At 39.6% G+C, this 16,032-nt stretch carries 17 protein-coding genes and 2 riboswitches; of the genes, 3 read left to right on the plus strand and 14 right to left on the minus strand.

Annotated features, from left to right (window positions below; genetic code table 11):
• Positions 1-135: 135 nt before the first annotated feature.
• From IGL93_RS10785 to IGL93_RS10805, 5 genes are read right to left on the minus strand one after another with little or no spacing between them, the layout of a single operon-like run.
• Complete coding sequence (locus IGL93_RS10785; protein ID WP_002367219.1) at positions 136-558, minus strand: hypothetical protein; 423 nt, start codon at positions 556-558, stop codon at positions 136-138.
• 31 nt (positions 559-589) lie between these two features.
• Positions 590-1,273: a thiaminase II gene (tenA, locus tag IGL93_RS10790; RefSeq protein ID WP_002407262.1), complete on the minus strand. Its 684-nt coding sequence runs from the start codon at positions 1,271-1,273 to the stop codon at positions 590-592.
• A gap of 11 nt (positions 1,274-1,284) precedes the next feature.
• Positions 1,285-1,938 (minus strand): CbiQ family ECF transporter T component, encoded by a 654-nt coding sequence (locus IGL93_RS10795; RefSeq protein WP_010713128.1) that lies wholly within the window; start codon positions 1,936-1,938, stop codon positions 1,285-1,287.
• The gene (locus tag IGL93_RS10800) at positions 1,929-3,287 is read right to left on the minus strand and encodes an ABC transporter ATP-binding protein (protein WP_002374040.1); all 1,359 of its coding nucleotides are present in this window, start codon (positions 3,285-3,287) and stop codon (positions 1,929-1,931) included. The genes IGL93_RS10795 and IGL93_RS10800 overlap by 10 nt, the downstream gene beginning before the upstream one ends.
• The gene (locus tag IGL93_RS10805; protein ID WP_002359429.1) at positions 3,284-3,847 is read right to left on the minus strand and encodes an ECF transporter S component; all 564 of its coding nucleotides are present in this window, start codon (positions 3,845-3,847) and stop codon (positions 3,284-3,286) included. Before IGL93_RS10805 ends, IGL93_RS10800 begins: the two co-directional genes overlap by 4 nt.
• Positions 3,848-3,951: 104 nt before the next feature.
• A riboswitch (TPP riboswitch) is annotated at positions 3,952-4,042 on the minus strand.
• Positions 4,043-4,220: 178 nt separating this feature from the next.
• On the opposite strand from IGL93_RS10805, the gene IGL93_RS10810 reads away from it, so the two are divergent.
• Together IGL93_RS10810 and IGL93_RS10815 are read left to right on the plus strand one after the other, a co-directional pair.
• Entirely contained in the window at positions 4,221-5,006 is a 786-nt protein-coding gene (locus IGL93_RS10810) for a TraX family protein (RefSeq protein WP_002356353.1), read from the plus strand.
• Between the two features lie 163 nt (positions 5,007-5,169).
• Entirely contained in the window at positions 5,170-6,531 is a 1,362-nt protein-coding gene (locus tag IGL93_RS10815; RefSeq protein ID WP_010776063.1) for an MFS transporter, read from the plus strand.
• A gap of 50 nt (positions 6,532-6,581) precedes the next feature.
• Here IGL93_RS10815 and IGL93_RS10820 read toward each other — a convergent pair whose 3' ends face one another.
• Positions 6,582-7,772 (minus strand): MFS transporter, encoded by a 1,191-nt coding sequence (locus tag IGL93_RS10820; protein WP_430599992.1) that lies wholly within the window; start codon positions 7,770-7,772, stop codon positions 6,582-6,584.
• 144 nt (positions 7,773-7,916) lie between these two features.
• Between IGL93_RS10820 and IGL93_RS10825 the strand changes: the two genes are divergently transcribed.
• The gene (locus IGL93_RS10825; protein WP_002356348.1) at positions 7,917-8,273 is read left to right on the plus strand and encodes a winged helix-turn-helix transcriptional regulator; all 357 of its coding nucleotides are present in this window, start codon (positions 7,917-7,919) and stop codon (positions 8,271-8,273) included.
• A gap of 93 nt (positions 8,274-8,366) precedes the next feature.
• On the opposite strand, the gene thiD is transcribed toward IGL93_RS10825, so the two are convergent.
• The 8 genes from thiD to galE form a co-directional block, all read right to left on the minus strand.
• Positions 8,367-9,197, minus strand: a complete 831-nt coding sequence (thiD, locus tag IGL93_RS10830) for a bifunctional hydroxymethylpyrimidine kinase/phosphomethylpyrimidine kinase (protein WP_002362487.1) — start codon at positions 9,195-9,197, stop codon at positions 8,367-8,369.
• Entirely contained in the window at positions 9,194-9,829 is a 636-nt protein-coding gene (thiE, locus tag IGL93_RS10835; RefSeq protein ID WP_010776065.1) for a thiamine phosphate synthase, read from the minus strand. The genes thiD and thiE overlap by 4 nt, the downstream gene beginning before the upstream one ends.
• Positions 9,826-10,644 (minus strand): hydroxyethylthiazole kinase, encoded by an 819-nt coding sequence (locus IGL93_RS10840; protein ID WP_010776066.1) that lies wholly within the window; start codon positions 10,642-10,644, stop codon positions 9,826-9,828. Before IGL93_RS10840 ends, thiE begins: the two co-directional genes overlap by 4 nt.
• Positions 10,628-11,116 (minus strand): energy coupling factor transporter S component ThiW, encoded by a 489-nt coding sequence (thiW, locus tag IGL93_RS10845; RefSeq protein WP_025190581.1) that lies wholly within the window; start codon positions 11,114-11,116, stop codon positions 10,628-10,630. Before thiW ends, IGL93_RS10840 begins: the two co-directional genes overlap by 17 nt.
• A gap of 140 nt (positions 11,117-11,256) precedes the next feature.
• Positions 11,257-11,345: riboswitch (TPP riboswitch) on the minus strand.
• A 147-nt stretch (positions 11,346-11,492) separates the two neighbouring features.
• Positions 11,493-11,807: a YbaB/EbfC family nucleoid-associated protein gene (locus IGL93_RS10850; protein WP_002382484.1), complete on the minus strand. Its 315-nt coding sequence runs from the start codon at positions 11,805-11,807 to the stop codon at positions 11,493-11,495.
• 20 nt (positions 11,808-11,827) lie between these two features.
• Complete coding sequence (gene dnaX, locus IGL93_RS10855; protein ID WP_002376472.1) at positions 11,828-13,588, minus strand: DNA polymerase III subunit gamma/tau; 1,761 nt, start codon at positions 13,586-13,588, stop codon at positions 11,828-11,830.
• Between the two features lie 71 nt (positions 13,589-13,659).
• Positions 13,660-14,910: a UDP-glucose--hexose-1-phosphate uridylyltransferase gene (locus IGL93_RS10860; protein WP_025192703.1), complete on the minus strand. Its 1,251-nt coding sequence runs from the start codon at positions 14,908-14,910 to the stop codon at positions 13,660-13,662.
• Positions 14,891-15,883, minus strand: a complete 993-nt coding sequence (galE, locus tag IGL93_RS10865; RefSeq protein ID WP_002378649.1) for a UDP-glucose 4-epimerase GalE — start codon at positions 15,881-15,883, stop codon at positions 14,891-14,893. The genes IGL93_RS10860 and galE overlap by 20 nt, the downstream gene beginning before the upstream one ends.
• Between the last annotated feature and the right edge of the window lie 149 nt (positions 15,884-16,032).

Consider the following 16,032-nt stretch of genomic DNA (forward strand, 5'->3'; position numbering starts at 1 on the left):
AAACGAGTTATAACAGATTTTGCGTCACTGAATATCTTATCACGCCCTGTCAAAAAAGCAATATTTAACCGCTATTTAAAGAATCAAAAAAAACTTCCACTTTGTTGTGACAAAATGGAAGTTTTTTTATTTTGCTCAAATTAAAAATCGCAATAGATAACGTACTAGTAATAATGGTAATACACCTTTCAAGAAAAAAAGAACTAATTCTCTTAGCTGAAATTCTGTACCTTGATACCGAATTCTACCTTTCAATTTGGTAATATTCAAATCATACAATCGTTCCTGAAAATTTTTTTCACCACAGATTGGACAAATAAATTTGTACAAGCTTTTTTGTGTATTCAACGTCTCTTTGCGGATATGAATACTCCACTTGATTTTTTCCTTTGTTTCCACAGTACTCAACTCATATTTTTCACCACAAGCCGTGCAACAAAACCTATGCGTTGTGCGTACCTCATTTGCTTCTTTACGCAGTTTCCGTAAGGTCAAAATCCCTTGATAAACAAAATTTCCAATGCCAACAATGAACAATAGTATACCAACACTTTTCATAAATTTATCCTCCTATTTTGATAAATTTATTTTACCACATGTTCATCTCTTCTTTTTGTATCCAGGTTTCGTGTGTATAGGCCATTTCCCAAAAAGCGTATTCCATCTCACTGCTGATAACAAAAGCGGTGATCATAGCTGCTTGTTCTTGTGGTGAACTTTCTTCATATAATTGGTCTAACAGTTGGCGTTCCTCTTGGACGTGTTGGTACGCTTCCTCCCCAGCATAGGTTTCAATCCAACGTTGGTACAGTGGCTCTGGTGAGTGTTGTTTGACTAACTGTGCACCAATTTCTTGATAGAGCCAAGAACAAGGCAACATACTTGCTGCGGCCGTCTTAGGCGTTCCTTCAATAAGTTGGCGATACATATGAGAAACATAGTGATACGCGGTTGGTGCAATCGGTGTCGCTGCAACCTCTTCTTCCGTAATCGCTAGTTCTTCAAAAAAAGTTTCACGAATAGCTAATTCGCCCAACGCGAGATTTTCCGCATTTGTTAAGAGTAATTTTTTCAATCGAGGTTGTTGCGTTTGTGCCGCAATCAAGCGATAAAGTTGACTAAAGTGTTTTAAATAGTAATGATCTTGAATTAAATAGTAGCGAAAAATCGTTGGACTCAAGGTTCCTTCATGTAATTCTGTGATAAAAGGATGCTGAAAACTCCCTTGCCAAGAAGCTTGCGCTTGTTCTTTGGCTTGTTCTGTAAATGTCATAGGTTTCTCCTTTACGTTAGAAAAATAAACAAATTGGTAAAAATGATGATCAAAATAGCAAGCCCCAGACTGACTTTTGCTGACACAAAATGCTCTTTTCGACTTCTGGTGGCTCCTTCTTCATAGCCATGGGCAGACATTGCTTCCGTATATTTATCTCGCCAAGAAACAGCGACGAGCAGTGTTTTAACATAAAGCATCGGCGACCAAAAATGAAACGTTTTGCCACGGAGTAGGCTCGCTTCTTTTAAATCATTAATTTCTCTTTTCACTTCAGGTAAGGCGTGAACCACCACTAAAATTCCATAAACAAAGTTCGGTGCTAGCCCCTTTTGTTCCAATAACAACAATAATTCTTCAAAATCAACGCCTACAGCAAAAGCTAGTCCTAAACCGGCAAAGGCATACGTTCGACTAAACAAAAGCCAGGCTTGTTGACTACTCGTACCATGCAAATAAATAGACCAAAACGTCCCGATTGCTGGTAAAAGTGGCAAGAAAAATAACCAAAGCAGTAAGCGGGATTTTCGCTGGCCTATTAAAAAAATGACACAACCCATAAAAACCGCCAAATTTGCCAAAATTGACTGAGAAAAAGATAATTCAAAGGTCAAAATAAGAATCAAAGAAGCATAAATTGCTGCATCTGTTTGCTTTATTTGCATGTGGTTCCCTCCTGCCAGATAATCAGTTGTTGCTGCAGCAATTCTATTCGGTAATTGCTCACGCCAGAGAGAGGTTCTAGCCGATGCGTGACGATTAGAAAATCTTGTTGCGCACTTTTTTCTTTGATCCATTCAACAAAATAATTGCATGCTCGCTCATCTAATCCAGCAAAAGGTTCATCTAAAAGTAAACAGTCCAAATCTAAGCTCAGCAAACTGATTAATTGCACCATCTTTTTTTGCCCTTCACTTAGTTGAAAAACACTGTGCTCTAGTTTTTCTTTTAAACCTAAAAAAGTTAAGGCTTCCTCTTGTTTTCTTCTTTTTTCTGCTGTCATGTTCTGACCAAACAAAAGCTCTTCTCGTAAAGTCAACGTGACAAACTGACGATTGGCTTGTTGCACCGCTAATGTCATGTGTTGATACAATTTTTTTGAAGCCCGCAAGCGGCGGCCTGCCAAGAACATTTTTCCTTGATATTTTTGTCTCTGAACGATGGCTTTTAATAAGGTGGATTTTCCCGCCCCATTTGGCCCCGTCAACGTGGTAATTCCTTTAAACAAAAGCGCTTCTTTTTCTTCAAGTAGCACTCGTTTTCCCTGAGACAAACGAAAATTTTTCAATTGGAGCATTGGTTGTTTTACCACAGAAGTTGTAAGCTGAAATGTCTGTGGTTTTGTTTTGATAAACGTCAACGGTTGCTTTTCAAACTGGCCATTTTTCAACGTGACGACTTGGTCCACAACATCAGCGTAATCGCTGAAATCGTGGTCGCACACCAAAATCGTTTTGCCTGCTTGATGGAGTCTTGCTAAAATTTGAATAAATTGTTTTCGAGAGGTTGGATCAATACTTGCAAAAGGTTCATCTAATAAAAGAATATCTGGGTTCATTGCTAGCAGAACTGTCAACGCCGCTTTTTGTTTTTCACCACCAGATAACGTCGCTAATTCTCGTGTGAATAAGGTTTGAGTCTGAACAAGTTGAAGCGCTGTTTGGATTTTTCGATTCATTTCTTCAGGCGAGATTCCTAAATTTTCTAAAGCAAAAATCAGTTCTCGTTCCAAGGTTTTCATTGTAAATTGTTGACTGGGATTTTGAAACAGCATGCCAATTTTTTGCGCCTTTTCACGAGTTGATAATTGTCGGCGTTCCATTCCTTCAATCAAAATTTCTCCTTGGTAATCAAGCGGAGCAAATCCGGCAATCAATCGTAAGAGCGTTGATTTTCCACTACCACTATCGCCAATTAATAAGGAAAACGTTCCTTGAGGAATTGCTAAATTTGTCTTTTCAAACAAGGGTTGTTCTCGTGAAAAGGACACAGCTTTTAATTGGATACTATTCATTTTGCCTTCACAGCTAACCCTTGCGCAGACTGATACATTCGTAAAATAACTTTCGTTAAGAAAATACCAAAGAAACAAATAGAAACGAACCGAACGCTAATTAAAGCAATGTTCATCCCCAGACCGTAATTGCCATAACCAAACTTAAAGTATTCATACACATAACTAAAAATAGTCGTCCCAATCGCACTATAAAATAACGTTAGTGTATCGTACCGTTTGTAGCGTGTCACAAAAAAGCCACTTTCACTACCTAGGCCTTGAATCACACCAGAAATTAATACACTAGGTCCGAAATACGAACCATAAAGCATTTCTGCCAAAGCGGCTAAAACTTCCGCCAAAACAGCACTTCCCGCTCGTGGAATCAGCATCGCTGCAATTGGTGCCACCATGGTCCACATTCCAAATAAAAGCTCATTGGCAAATGGACTCAGTCCTAATGGTAACAGCGCAGCATTCAATAACGCATAGAGGAACCCTGCCCCCATAAAAACACCGCCAAACAAAAAGGCTAAAAAAGCGAGTAAGACGACTTGTTGCAATGACCATTTTTTCAATAAAAAAACTCCTTTCTCTTAACAAAAAGCAAAAGGAGTGACTTAAATAAACCCTGATAAAAGAAAACACACTCATCCTAGGACAGAATGAGTGCGTGAAAAATCAAAGTAAATCGGCATTTCCCTGCGACAGTACTAACTGCATCAGGTTCAATGGGTATCATCTCAGCCATAACAGCACCCCAAATGTTTTTTATTAAAATGTACTTTTACTATAGCATAGAATAATTATAAAAACTAGTCTTGGCACTTTTTTCTTTCATCAAAAGCTGAAGAAATCAAACAATTTTGTAAGATAACTGTTAGGCAAATAAATGGTTGGTTTTTCTGGACTTTGTTATATTGTTCTTTATGAAAGAGAGGCGTTTATACTATGGGTAAAACATTAACTGGCTTTCATTTGAAAGTCATTGGGGTTATTTCAATGGTCTTTGACCATCTATTGCAATTTTTTAGTTTTTTAGGCGTGCCTGGTTGGTTCGGATGGATTGGACGAATTGCTGCACCTATTTTCTTATTTGAAAGTTCTGAAGGCTTCATTCACACAAGCAATCGGCGAAAATACATGTTCCGGTTATTGTTAGGTTTCTGGATTATGGGGATTCTGAACGGCATTTTAAATGCGTATTTTTCAACAGGTGGCTTAATTATCAATAATATTTTTGGGACGTTATTTTTAGGTACGGTCTACATGCAGTCTATGGACTATTTTAAACAAAAACAAATTGGTAAAGGGCTTCTTTGGTTTATTGTGCCTTTATTAATCAGTGCCTTACCTCTCGTTGTTTTTAGTTCTCCAGACATATTAAGCAACCCTGCTATCTTAATTGGTTTCCAAATTTTCAATCTGATTGTGCCATCACTAATGATGACAGAAGGTGGGTTTTTATTTGTTCTCTTGGCCGTAGCTTTTTATTTATTCCATGGCAAAAAGTGGTTACAAATTTCAGCAATTGGCGTTGTTGCGTTGATTTCAGCAGCCAGCTATAATTTCCAAGAACTATTCGGGGTGAACCACCAATGGATGATGATTTTAGCAGCGATCCCAATTGTTCTTTATAATGGTGAAAAAGGCCGTGGCATGCGGAATTTCTTTTATATTTTCTATCCAGCTCACATTGCTATTTTTGCAATTATTAGTTTCTTCATGCAACGTTAATTATTTTCTGCTTGACGATTGCCTAAAAACTGTTTACAATGCAACATGTAAACAAATCGTACAGATAACACGCAAGTTGCGTGTCGAGAGAGAGGCGGTTTCTATTCTTATAGAAACTGCTTCTATTTTTTTACGAAAAAATGAAAACTATAGAGGTGATTAAATGGAACAAAAAAACGTACGATTATTCCCTGCCGTTTTAGCGACAGGAATTATGTCTTTTGCTGGCGTATTAATTGAAACAGCAATGAATGTAACCTTTCCGACATTAACAAAGGAATTTGGTGTTTCCACCGGTACCGTGCAGTGGGTGACAACGATTTATTTATTAGTTATTTCTATCATGGTGCCCTTATCCAATTATTTATTAAAAACCTATTCGCTAAGACGCTTATTTATCGTTGCGAATCTTTTCTTTTTGATTGGTTTAGCGATTGATGTCTATTCGCCATCTTTCAGTATCTTGTTATTAGGCCGACTCTTCCAAGGGGCTAGCACTGGGATTGCTTTGCCACTGATGTTTCATATTATTTTGAACTTTACTCCGCTAGAAAAACGAGGAACGATGATGGGGGTAGGCACATTGACCACTTCAATTGCTCCAGCCATTGGTCCAACGTATGGTGGAATCTTAACATCTTCCCTATCTTGGCACGCCATCTTTTTATTCTTAATTCCTGTTTTACTACTTTCTTTGTTTATGGGATTATCTGCTATTCCAGAAATACCTGTTAAAAAAACCACCACTCTTGATTTGGTTAGTTTAATTGGTATTGCCCTGTTATTTAGTGGTTTGTTGATGTTTTTAAGTAAAATTGGCACATTGTTTGGCTGGCTTTCACTTCTGGCAGCCATTATTGGCTTTGTTATTTTTTATAAACGAGCAACGACGGCTGAACAGCCACTAGTTCGTTTGACAATTTTAAAAAATCCCGCCTTTGTTTTATTTTTATGTGGCTTTTTAGTTTGTCAATTCTTATTGTTAGGTATTTCCTTTGTCTTACCAAACTTTGTTCAAATCGTCCTTGGAAAAAATGCGTTTGTAGCTGGGCTAGTCATGCTGCCAGGTGCTACAGTCGGGGCCATTTTGGCACCACTTTCTGGACGAGTGTTGGATCAATACGGCGCTAAAAAACCTATATTATTTGGCTTAAGTTTGGCGACAATCGGTTGGCTAGCTTTAACAATTTTACTAGAGATGCCTGTTTTATTAGGATTCGTCGCTGGACATGTTACCTATATGATTGGTCTAGGTTTTGCATACAGTAATATGATGACGACTGGTATGAGCTTGTTAGAGGAGAAAGATTTTGGCGACGGCAATACGTTATTTAATACACTTCAACAATTTTCTGGCGCTATTGCGACGGCCATCGTAGCGACGATTATTAATATCGCTCAAGACCACGCAGATAATTTTGCTCAGGGGACAACAACGGGCTCACTCATTTCTCTGATTTTCTTGTTAACCTTATTAGTAATTGTTTTAATTGCTTGCTGGAATTATTTCCGCAAAAAAGCTTAAAAAAAAGCAGCTGGTCCGTTCCGTAGTGACCAGCTGCTTTTTTTAGTTTTCTAAAGATAGTTGTTTTTTTGTTCTTCTTGCTTCCGTATATAAAGTACGAACAAGACAGCAATTAGCACGATAAAGCCACCAAAAATCGGTGTATATGTTACTGATAAATGATCTGTGACCACCCCACCTGTCATTGAGCCGACGGTAATCCCAATATTAAAGGCTACAATATTAAAAGCTGAGGCCAAAGTGATATCTTCTGGAACATACTTTTCCGCTAATTCTACAACATATAGTTGTAAACCAGGTACATTCATAAAGGCAAATAGACCCAACATCAAACTTGCTAATAAGCCTAGAAGACTGTTATCCATTAAAACAGTAATAAATAAAAAGACTAAGGACAGAATTAATAAGCTAAACATTTTTACTAACGAATCTAAGGGTTTTTTATTTGCCCAGTGACCACCTACTGTATTGCCAATTGCGACCATTACGCCATAAATAACTAAAATAATCACTACCGCGTTGGCTGAAAAGCCTAAATTTTCCAATAACGGTGACAAGTACGTATATGCAGCAAACGTTCCACCATAACCAAAAGCAGTAATTAGAAAAGAGAAAACGAGGGGTTTGTTCGTAAAAATCCGCGTGATTCCTTTTAAGTCAACCTTCCCTGGTATCGGTAAATTTTTGGGAACTAAAAAATAACTAGCAATCAGTCCCACCAAGCCAATACTGGCTATAAAAAGAAAGGACATATGCCAAGCTGTTTGTTGCCCAATAAACGTCCCTAAAGGTACACCAGTCACTGTTGCAACCGTTAAGCCCGTAAACATAATAGCAATGGCGCTAGCACGACGTGATGGCGGCACAACATCTGCGGCGATGACAGTCGAAACAGACATGAAAATACCGTGCGCCAATGCAGAAAGTATCCGCCCTACCAATAAAATAATAAACGTTGGCGCAAACGCAGCAATTAAATTCCCACTAATAAAAAGAAGCATAATCCCCAGCATTAATGAGCGACGATTCCATTTTCCTGTCAAAATTGTTAATAACGGCGCCCCAATCGTCACACCTAAAGCGTATAAAGAAACAGTCAAACCTGCTTGGGAAAGACTAATATGAAAACTTTTAACAATCATTGGTAATAAACCCACACTAATAAATTCTGTTGAACCGATTGCGAAAGCATTGATAGCTAATGCAAAGAGCGTTAAATTTGGTGAAATTTTCTTTTCCATTCTCTTCCTCCTAAAAAACATTTGAATTTCAACAAAAATTACTATATACTAAGATTGAATTTTTGATAAGTACCTACTTTTTTGTATCATAGGTACCTTTTAGTAACTTTTGGTTATTATCAACCTATTAAGGAGGAATGTTTTTTGGAAACTCGTACATATGCGATTGGTGTCGAAGCAACGATGGATGTTATTGGCGGTAAATGGAAACCAATTATTCTGTGTAATTTACGGCACGGCGCCATGCGCCCCAGCGATTTAAAACGCGGTATTACTGGCATTAGTCAAAAAATGCTGACACAACAATTACGGGAACTCGAAGAAGACAACATTATCGAGCGGAAAGTTTACAACCAAGTTCCACCAAAAGTCGAATATTATTTAAGCGATTATGGTCAAAGCCTCTCTGCTGTCTTAGATAACTTATGTAATTGGGGAGAATCCCACGTGGCTCATTTGCAAGAACAAGGCCAAGAAATTTATTTAAAATGTGAAGATTAGTGAACAAAACGTTTATAAACTATATCAAAAAAGAGCTTTAAGCTATTTAAGAGCCTGGGGAAAAATCTAAAATGATTTTTCCCCAGGCTCTTCTTATGCTTTAATAACTTGAATATCTTGCGTTAATTGGGCCCAATGATTAGTAGGTCCGTGACCATGTCCAACAGAAATTGCTTGGCTAATGGCCCCTTGTATAAACTGTTTGCCAATCACAATCGCCGCTTCTAACGGCGTACCTTTTGCTAATTCGGCTGCGATACACGCTGAAAAAGTATCTCCTGTTCCATGAGTATTTTTCGTTACAATTCGTGGTGCACTTAGCCAAAAGCTCGAACCGTCTTCCATTAACACATAATCAGCCGCTTGTTGATTTGTGCTATGTCCGCCTTTCATAATAATATTTTTTGTGCCCAATTGCTGTAATTTTTTTGCTGCGGTCTGCATTTCTTGTTCTGTCTTGATGGTCGTCTCTAGTAAAACTTCCGCTTCTGGTAAATTAGGTGTCACGACCGTTGCTAATGGCAACAGTTGCTCTTTAATCGTTTGAACTGCCTCGGCTTCTAACAAATGATGTCCACCTTTAGCCACCATTACAGGATCGACAATCAACGGACCAAAATCAACTTTCTGCAAATTGCGAACAACAGCTTCGACACGCTCACTATCTGCTAACATCCCCGTTTTCGCTGCCCCAATTTTAAAATCAGCCGCCAGTGATTGGAATTGTGCATCAATGAATGAACTAGGAATCGGTAAGCTATCTTGCACGCCATACGTATTTTGTGCCGTCAATGCAATGACAATATTTAAGCCAAATGCCTGCCGCGCTTGAAATGTTTTTAAATCTGCTTGCATGCCAGCTCCCCCACCAGAATCAGAACCAGCAATCGTGACTACTTGTGGGGTCAAATTATATTCGGTCATTTTCTCGCCTCCAACATTCGCTCCGTTACACGCATCAACCCTTGAACTTTCTCGGTTATCTGTTCAGCCAGCATAATTTCACTGACCAGTGAAACACCAGCCACTCCCGTTCCCATAAGTTGTTCTATATTCTCTTCTTTGATTCCACCAATCGCTACAACAGGAATCGTGACTGCTGCGGCAATTTCAGAAAGTGTCTGCAAAGAAGTTAACGGACTGTCCTTAGTCGTTGTGGGGAAAATTGCGCCCACGCCTAAATAATCAGCGCCCTCGTTTTCCGCTTCAACTCCTCGTGCCACCGTTTTGGCTGAAACACCTACGATTTTTATGGACCCAACCAGTTTTCGCACAAGAGCAACCGGTAATTCATCATCCCCTATATGCACACCTGCCGCATCCACTGCCAAGCAAATATCGACACGATCATTAATAATCAACGGAATCTGATACGCATCTGTTATCGCTTTAACTTTCACTGCTAATTCGTAAAAGCGCCGTGTTGACACTTTCTTTTCGCGCAGTTGGACCAATGTCACTCCACTGCGACAAGCAGTTTCAATTCGTTTTAAAAATTCAGTATCACTAAAATCATACCGACCTGTCACCAAATAAACTTTCAATTGTTCTCTCATAGCACTCGTCCTTTCACCGCCTCAAACCAATCCTTCTCCTTCATTAAAAGAGATAACTGATTTAACGTATTTTGGCGAAAATCGGCCAGCCCTTGGCTCTTAGTCTTGGCTTTTTCTCCGCAAAGATTAAAATAGCTCACTGCGGCTACTGCCGCAGTCATTGGCGCGTTGCCTTCACCTAATAAAGCGGCAACTAATGCGCCGACTAAATCGCCCGTGCCAGTGAAACAATCCAACTCAGGAACGCCATTTTGTAAGACAATCACTTGCTCTTGGCTAACCAAGACATCTTGAATCCCTGTTGCTAAAAATACCGTCTGGGGAAACTTTTGCGTTTGTTGACGTAAAGCCTGAATCAGTTCCTCAATTGCTTCTTCACTTTGATCCAAAGGGCTGCCATCCACTCCTCGGCCATGACTCACCAACTGGCAAAAAGTCCGCATTTCTGAAAGATTCCCTTTCACAACGGTTGGCTGATTGTGCACCAGCTTTTCCCCGACTTCATTACGAATATCACTAGCGCCATAACCAACTAAATCGACTACGGTCGGTTTATTCACTTGCCGAGCATAATCACTAGCTGCTAACAAGCTCTGCTCTCGTTCTTGTGATAAATGGCCTAAATTCAAAACCAAGGCACTGGTTTGCTGAAACAACTGCGGAAATTCCCGGAGATCATCTGCCATAATGGGTTTAGCATCAATATAAAGTAATGCATTCGCCATAGACTCACACGTAATTTCATTCGTAATGCACTGAATTAATGGTGCCGTTGTCAGTGGAAAAATCGTTTCAAACTTAACGCTTGTTTTCATAAAAGTACCCTCCTAAAAATAATTCCTGTGTTTGTTTAAATACCCGAGTTTCTTTCAGTTTTGCTAAGACAAGCCAAGCAATCACTGAACCAATCAGTGTGGCACCAATAAATCGTGGTGTATAAATGAACCAATAAAAATTCTGCTTACTGCCAGTAAACCAAACCATTACAGGATAGGACAATAACGAGCCAATGATGCCTGTCCCAAAAATTTCCCCTAGCATCGACCAGCCTAATTTTTGTCCCCATTGATAAAATAAACCAGCAAAAAACGCGCCAAAAACGGCACCTGTTAACGCTAATGGCGGAATACCTAAGAATGTCATACGGATTAAGCCGCAGACAAGTGCCATGAGCGTTCCGTAAAGAGGACCTAATAAAACTCCGGCAATAATGTTCATGACACTGGACATAGGGGCCATTCCCTCAATTCGCATTAACGGCGATAATACAACGTCCATCGCAATCATTAAAGCCAGTAACGTAACTCTGTGGATTCGATTTTTTTCCACGTAAAAAAACTCCTTTCTGCGAGAAGCAAAAGGAGGCGCGACTGAAAAAGACAGAAAAACCCAACCACAAATAAACGTAGTTGGGTGCAATAATCGGTCAAAATTTCAAGACATTTCCCTGCGCCAGTCCTAACTGTTTCAGGTTCCATGGGTATAATCTCAGCTAATAGCACCCCAAATGTTTCTCTTTAATTGGCTTTAGTATAGCATAGTTTTTTGGAAGCGACTACTAAAATTGCCAAAGAGTTTTCCCACAAAAACAGAAAAAACGTCATGCCCAAAAAGTTCGATTTTTTGGGCATGACGTTTTTCATACTTTCGTTTGTCTTATTTTTTAGAATCCTGGCATTCCTTTGGTGTATTTACCTAAAGTTGCTTCGGTTTCTTTTTCAATTTTTACTAACGCATCGTTGACAGCCATAATGACTAAATCTTGTAACATATCAACGTCTTCAGGATCAACCACGTCTTCTTTAATGGTCAAATCTTTCATTGTGCGATCACCAGTAAATGTCGCTGTCACAAGTTGATTGGTTGCTTCACCGATAAATTCTTTTTCATTTAGCGCTTCTTGCGCTTTGGCCATTTCTTTTTGCATTTTTTGTACTTGTTTCATCATGCCTTGCATGTTGCCCATTCCTCGCATCATAATTCCTCTACTCCTTCGTATTAATCATCTAGTACTTCGACAAGCTCTTCACCAAACATAGCGATTGCTTCATCTACTACTGGATTTTCTTGTGAATGTTCATTTGTTACAGGCGGTTCGTCCGCTAGACGAGCCATTTCATTTTCAGGTTCAGAATGATTCAAACTGCCCTGATTTTGGTTAATAAAACTTTGTCTTAGTTTTGGCCAGCTTTCTCTAGTAATGCAGACCATCTCTGGTGTATAGTCCATCAAACGGCTTAAATTATTATTGAAAGCTAACTGCATCTCTTCATCGTCTGTTGCACGAGCACAAACAATCTCATAGTCAAATGCCACCACGATCCCCTTAGGACTCGCTGCGACAGGTTCACTAGCCTTTAGCATCGCTCGTTGAGTCACAGATAATGTTTGCAGTAAGTCTTCCCAAACATTTTTCACATTCATTAAATGTGTTCTAGTCGCTTCGTTTAAGACTTGATATACCCGTTCTGTGGGTACACGGAACGAACTTTTTGGCGCTTGTGGTCGTGCTTGTTGACGTGGCGCATCTGCTTCTTTAGCAGCTACACCGTGTTTCTTTAATTCAGCCAGTTCTTTCTTCAGTTGCCCGATTTGATTTTGTAAATCTGCTAATTCTGGATTTCCCTCTGCACTACCACCTTGATTAGTTGTTTCTGGCGTGTTGTGTTTATTAGATTGCACCGTTTTAGCTAATTTGACAGTGGCTACTTCCAGATAGATATTCGCATTGTTGGTAAAGCGGATCTCATTTTGTGTGTCACTTAAAATTTGGATTAGTTGATATATTTTTTCAGCAGGTGTTTGTGTAGCTAGTTCCTTAAATGCTTCTGTCAAAGTTCCTGCTTTTTCTGCTAATAACTTCGGTGCTTGCTGATACATCAGCAAATCTCGACAATATAATAACAAATCTTCTAAGAAACGGCGCGCTTCTTTACCTTCGCCTAAAATACTTTCCAAGCCTTCTAATGCTCGTTCAACATCACCGGCGACACAACACTGAATATAATGATCCATCATTTCATAGGTTAGGCTGCCTGTCACTTGCATTGCATCTTCCAGTGTTACTTTTTCATCACTAAATGAAATCGTTTGATCCAAGATACTCAAGGCATCTCGCATCCCACCTTCCGCAGCACGTCCAATCACATAAAGGGCTTGTTCCTCATAATCGAGAGCCATTTCCTGCATGATATGGGCCATATGATCGACGATATCTTGCGTACTAATTCGCTTAAAATCAAAGCGTTGCGTCCGTGAGATAATCGTTAACGGAATCTTGTGTGGTTCAGTCGTTGCTAAGATAAAAATAACATTTTGTGGCGGTTCTTCCAAGGTTTTTAAAAGTGCATTGAACGCGCCTGTTGATAGCATATGAACTTCATCAATAATATAAACTTTGTACTCGGCTTGTGTCGGTGCATACTTTGCTTTATCACGAATATCACGGATTTCTTCCACGCCATTATTACTCGCCGCATCAATTTCAATGACATCATTTAAACGACCTTCCGTAATGGCTACACAGGTTTCACAAACATTACAAGGTTCACCATCTTGACTATGTTTACAGTTAATCGCTTTAGCGAAAATTTTTGCGGCACTGGTTTTACCTGTACCACGAGGGCCAGTAAATAAATAGGCATGAGATGTTTTCTTTTGCACTATCGCATTTTTCAGTGTCTGAGTAATTGCTTTTTGTCCTACTACGTCATCGAAACGTTGTGAACGCCAGACCCGATAAAGTGCTTGATAAGCCATTTTTTACCCTCCCTTATTTTTCATTCTTATCTATTATACGTGATTTTTAGTCATTCGGCATCTTTTTTCTTTTAATGAGTCACTGGCGCAACCATTGCTAAAAAAGCCGCTTTTCCTTCACTTGTTTCTGCAAACGCACTGGCTTCTTTTAATCGCTGTTGATACGCTGAAGCGACAGTTTCAAGTGCCTGCGTTTTCTGGTTGTTCCAAGTCGTTAAACCTTGGACTTCTGCTAACGTTAACGAAGGCTTTGCTTGAGGTCGACTAAAAATTAAGTCCATGACATATAAAAGTTCTTTTCGTCGGGCAACGATTTGTATCTCATCCGTTGGCAGTTTTAGCATTTGCCATTGCTCAAAAATATCATTTGCGGCTTGGGCAACTTCTGACGCATTCGGTCCCTCTAGGCGAAATGTCGCAACTGGCCAATTCACCATTCCTGCGTTGATTAAAGGATAGTTAGCTAACTCAACATATTCTGAAATGCTCGCTTCGGCTAATGGAAATTGTTGCAAACCCGTTTGATAATAGACATGCTCATCTTGTTCAAAGTCAGCATCAATCCCAGCAAAATAATGAGGAAAGACCTCAACAATTTTCAACAATTGCTGAAAAGTCTTAATTGAACGTTTCGCTGCCTGATGTTTTTCAAACGCAATCACACCTTGTTGCTGATATTGTGCCTGTTTTACAAAGGAAAACCCCCAGCTTTCGCCATCTAAGTTCATTCGAATCACTCGATGGTTCGTAGTCGCAGGAAATTGCTGACTTCCCTGGTAGCCTTCTGTTGCCATGCACCATTCACAGCGGGGATAGCTTTGTGCAGAAAGCGTTGCTTTTGGCGCCTCACCGTGGACCTTATTTGCTAAAAAATCACCATAGACTGTTGAAAAAACAACAGGTTCTTCCTGTTCAATGACCGTACCGTTTTTTTGACAAAGTTGGTAAAAATACTCGGTAGCCTCTTGTGGCTCTTTGGCATAATGTTGCGCAAAAAAAGCATTAACCACAGAAGGTGGCGGTGTCAACAAATCCATCAATTGCACCATGAACTGTTCTTTTTGTTGCTCTGTTTTTACAAGTTGGTTGGCACTCGCAATTTGACACAATTGTTCCGCCAAATCAGCGGCGGGTGTTGCCACAGGCCGTATGTCTACTTCGCCTAATTCTTGTTCACCAATCATTGATAATAAACGGTTCTGAAGATATAAGCGATCCAATTCCATCCAACCACCTGCTTGAATAGCGAGTGTGGTAAAATCGGCAATCATTTGACTCGTGGTCATCGATTCATTCCTCCTATTACTTTTCTTGATACCCATGTGGATGAGCTTGGTGCCATTGCCAAGCGGTGGCGATAATGTCCTTGACCTCAGTTACTTCTGGTTGCCAGCCTAAAACTCGTTTGGCTTTTTCACTAGAAGCAATTAACGTACTAGGATCCCCTGCTCGGCGTGGCGCGATTGTCGCAGGAATTTCTTGGCCTGTCACTTCGCGAGCAGCATCTAACATTTCTTTAACAGAATAGCCGTTGTTGCTACCCAGGTTAAAGACGTCACTTTCGCCGCCATTTTTCAAATATTCTAAAGCCAAAATATGTGCTGCAATCAAGTCTTCAATGTAAACATAATCTCGAATGCACGTGCCATCTGGTGTATCATAATCATCCCCAAAAATACTTAGCTCTGCTCGTTGGCCCAATGCCACTTGTAAAATAATTGGCACAATATGCGTTTCTGGCGTGTGATCCTCACCAATTGAGGCATCTTTTTTTGCTCCCGCAACATTAAAATAACGCAAAGCAACATATTTCATTCCATAAGCGTTGTCGCACCATTTCATGATTTTTTCCATCATTAATTTACTTTCCCCATACGGATTTTTAGGATTCGTTGGGGTTTCTTCTGTAATAGGCATTGCTTTTGGTTCGCCATAAGTGGCCGCTGTGGAAGAAAAAACAATGTGTTTCACCCCGAATTCTTGCATGACTTCCAAGGCAATTTGAGTGCCGTGAACATTGTTATTGAAATACATTAACGGTTGCTCCACGGATTCTCCTACTAAAGAATTGGCCGCAAAGTGTAACACCCCTTCAATTGATTCCTTTTCAAAGACACTACGTAAAAAAGCTTTATCACGAATATCGCCTTCATAGAAAGTCGCTTGTTCATGAACTGCTGAACGATGCCCCGTTAATAAATTATCAACAACAACAACGGCATATCCTTTTGAAATTAATTGATCGACGGCATGTGAGCCAATGTAGCCTGCGCCGCCTAATACTAAAATAGACATAAATACGCTCCTTTTACTCCCTAATTTCTTTTTCTATTGTACCATTAAATAAGGTTTACTTCTGAATTATTTCATTTTGTAAACAGGATTTAATTTGGCCATTTCTCCTTATTCATTTTTCCTATAAAAATACAGAAAAGACTTGGTAA

It is taken from the genome of Enterococcus sp. DIV1328a (assembly GCF_050536905.1).
In the GTDB taxonomy this organism is placed as follows: domain Bacteria; phylum Bacillota; class Bacilli; order Lactobacillales; family Enterococcaceae; genus Enterococcus; species Enterococcus faecalis.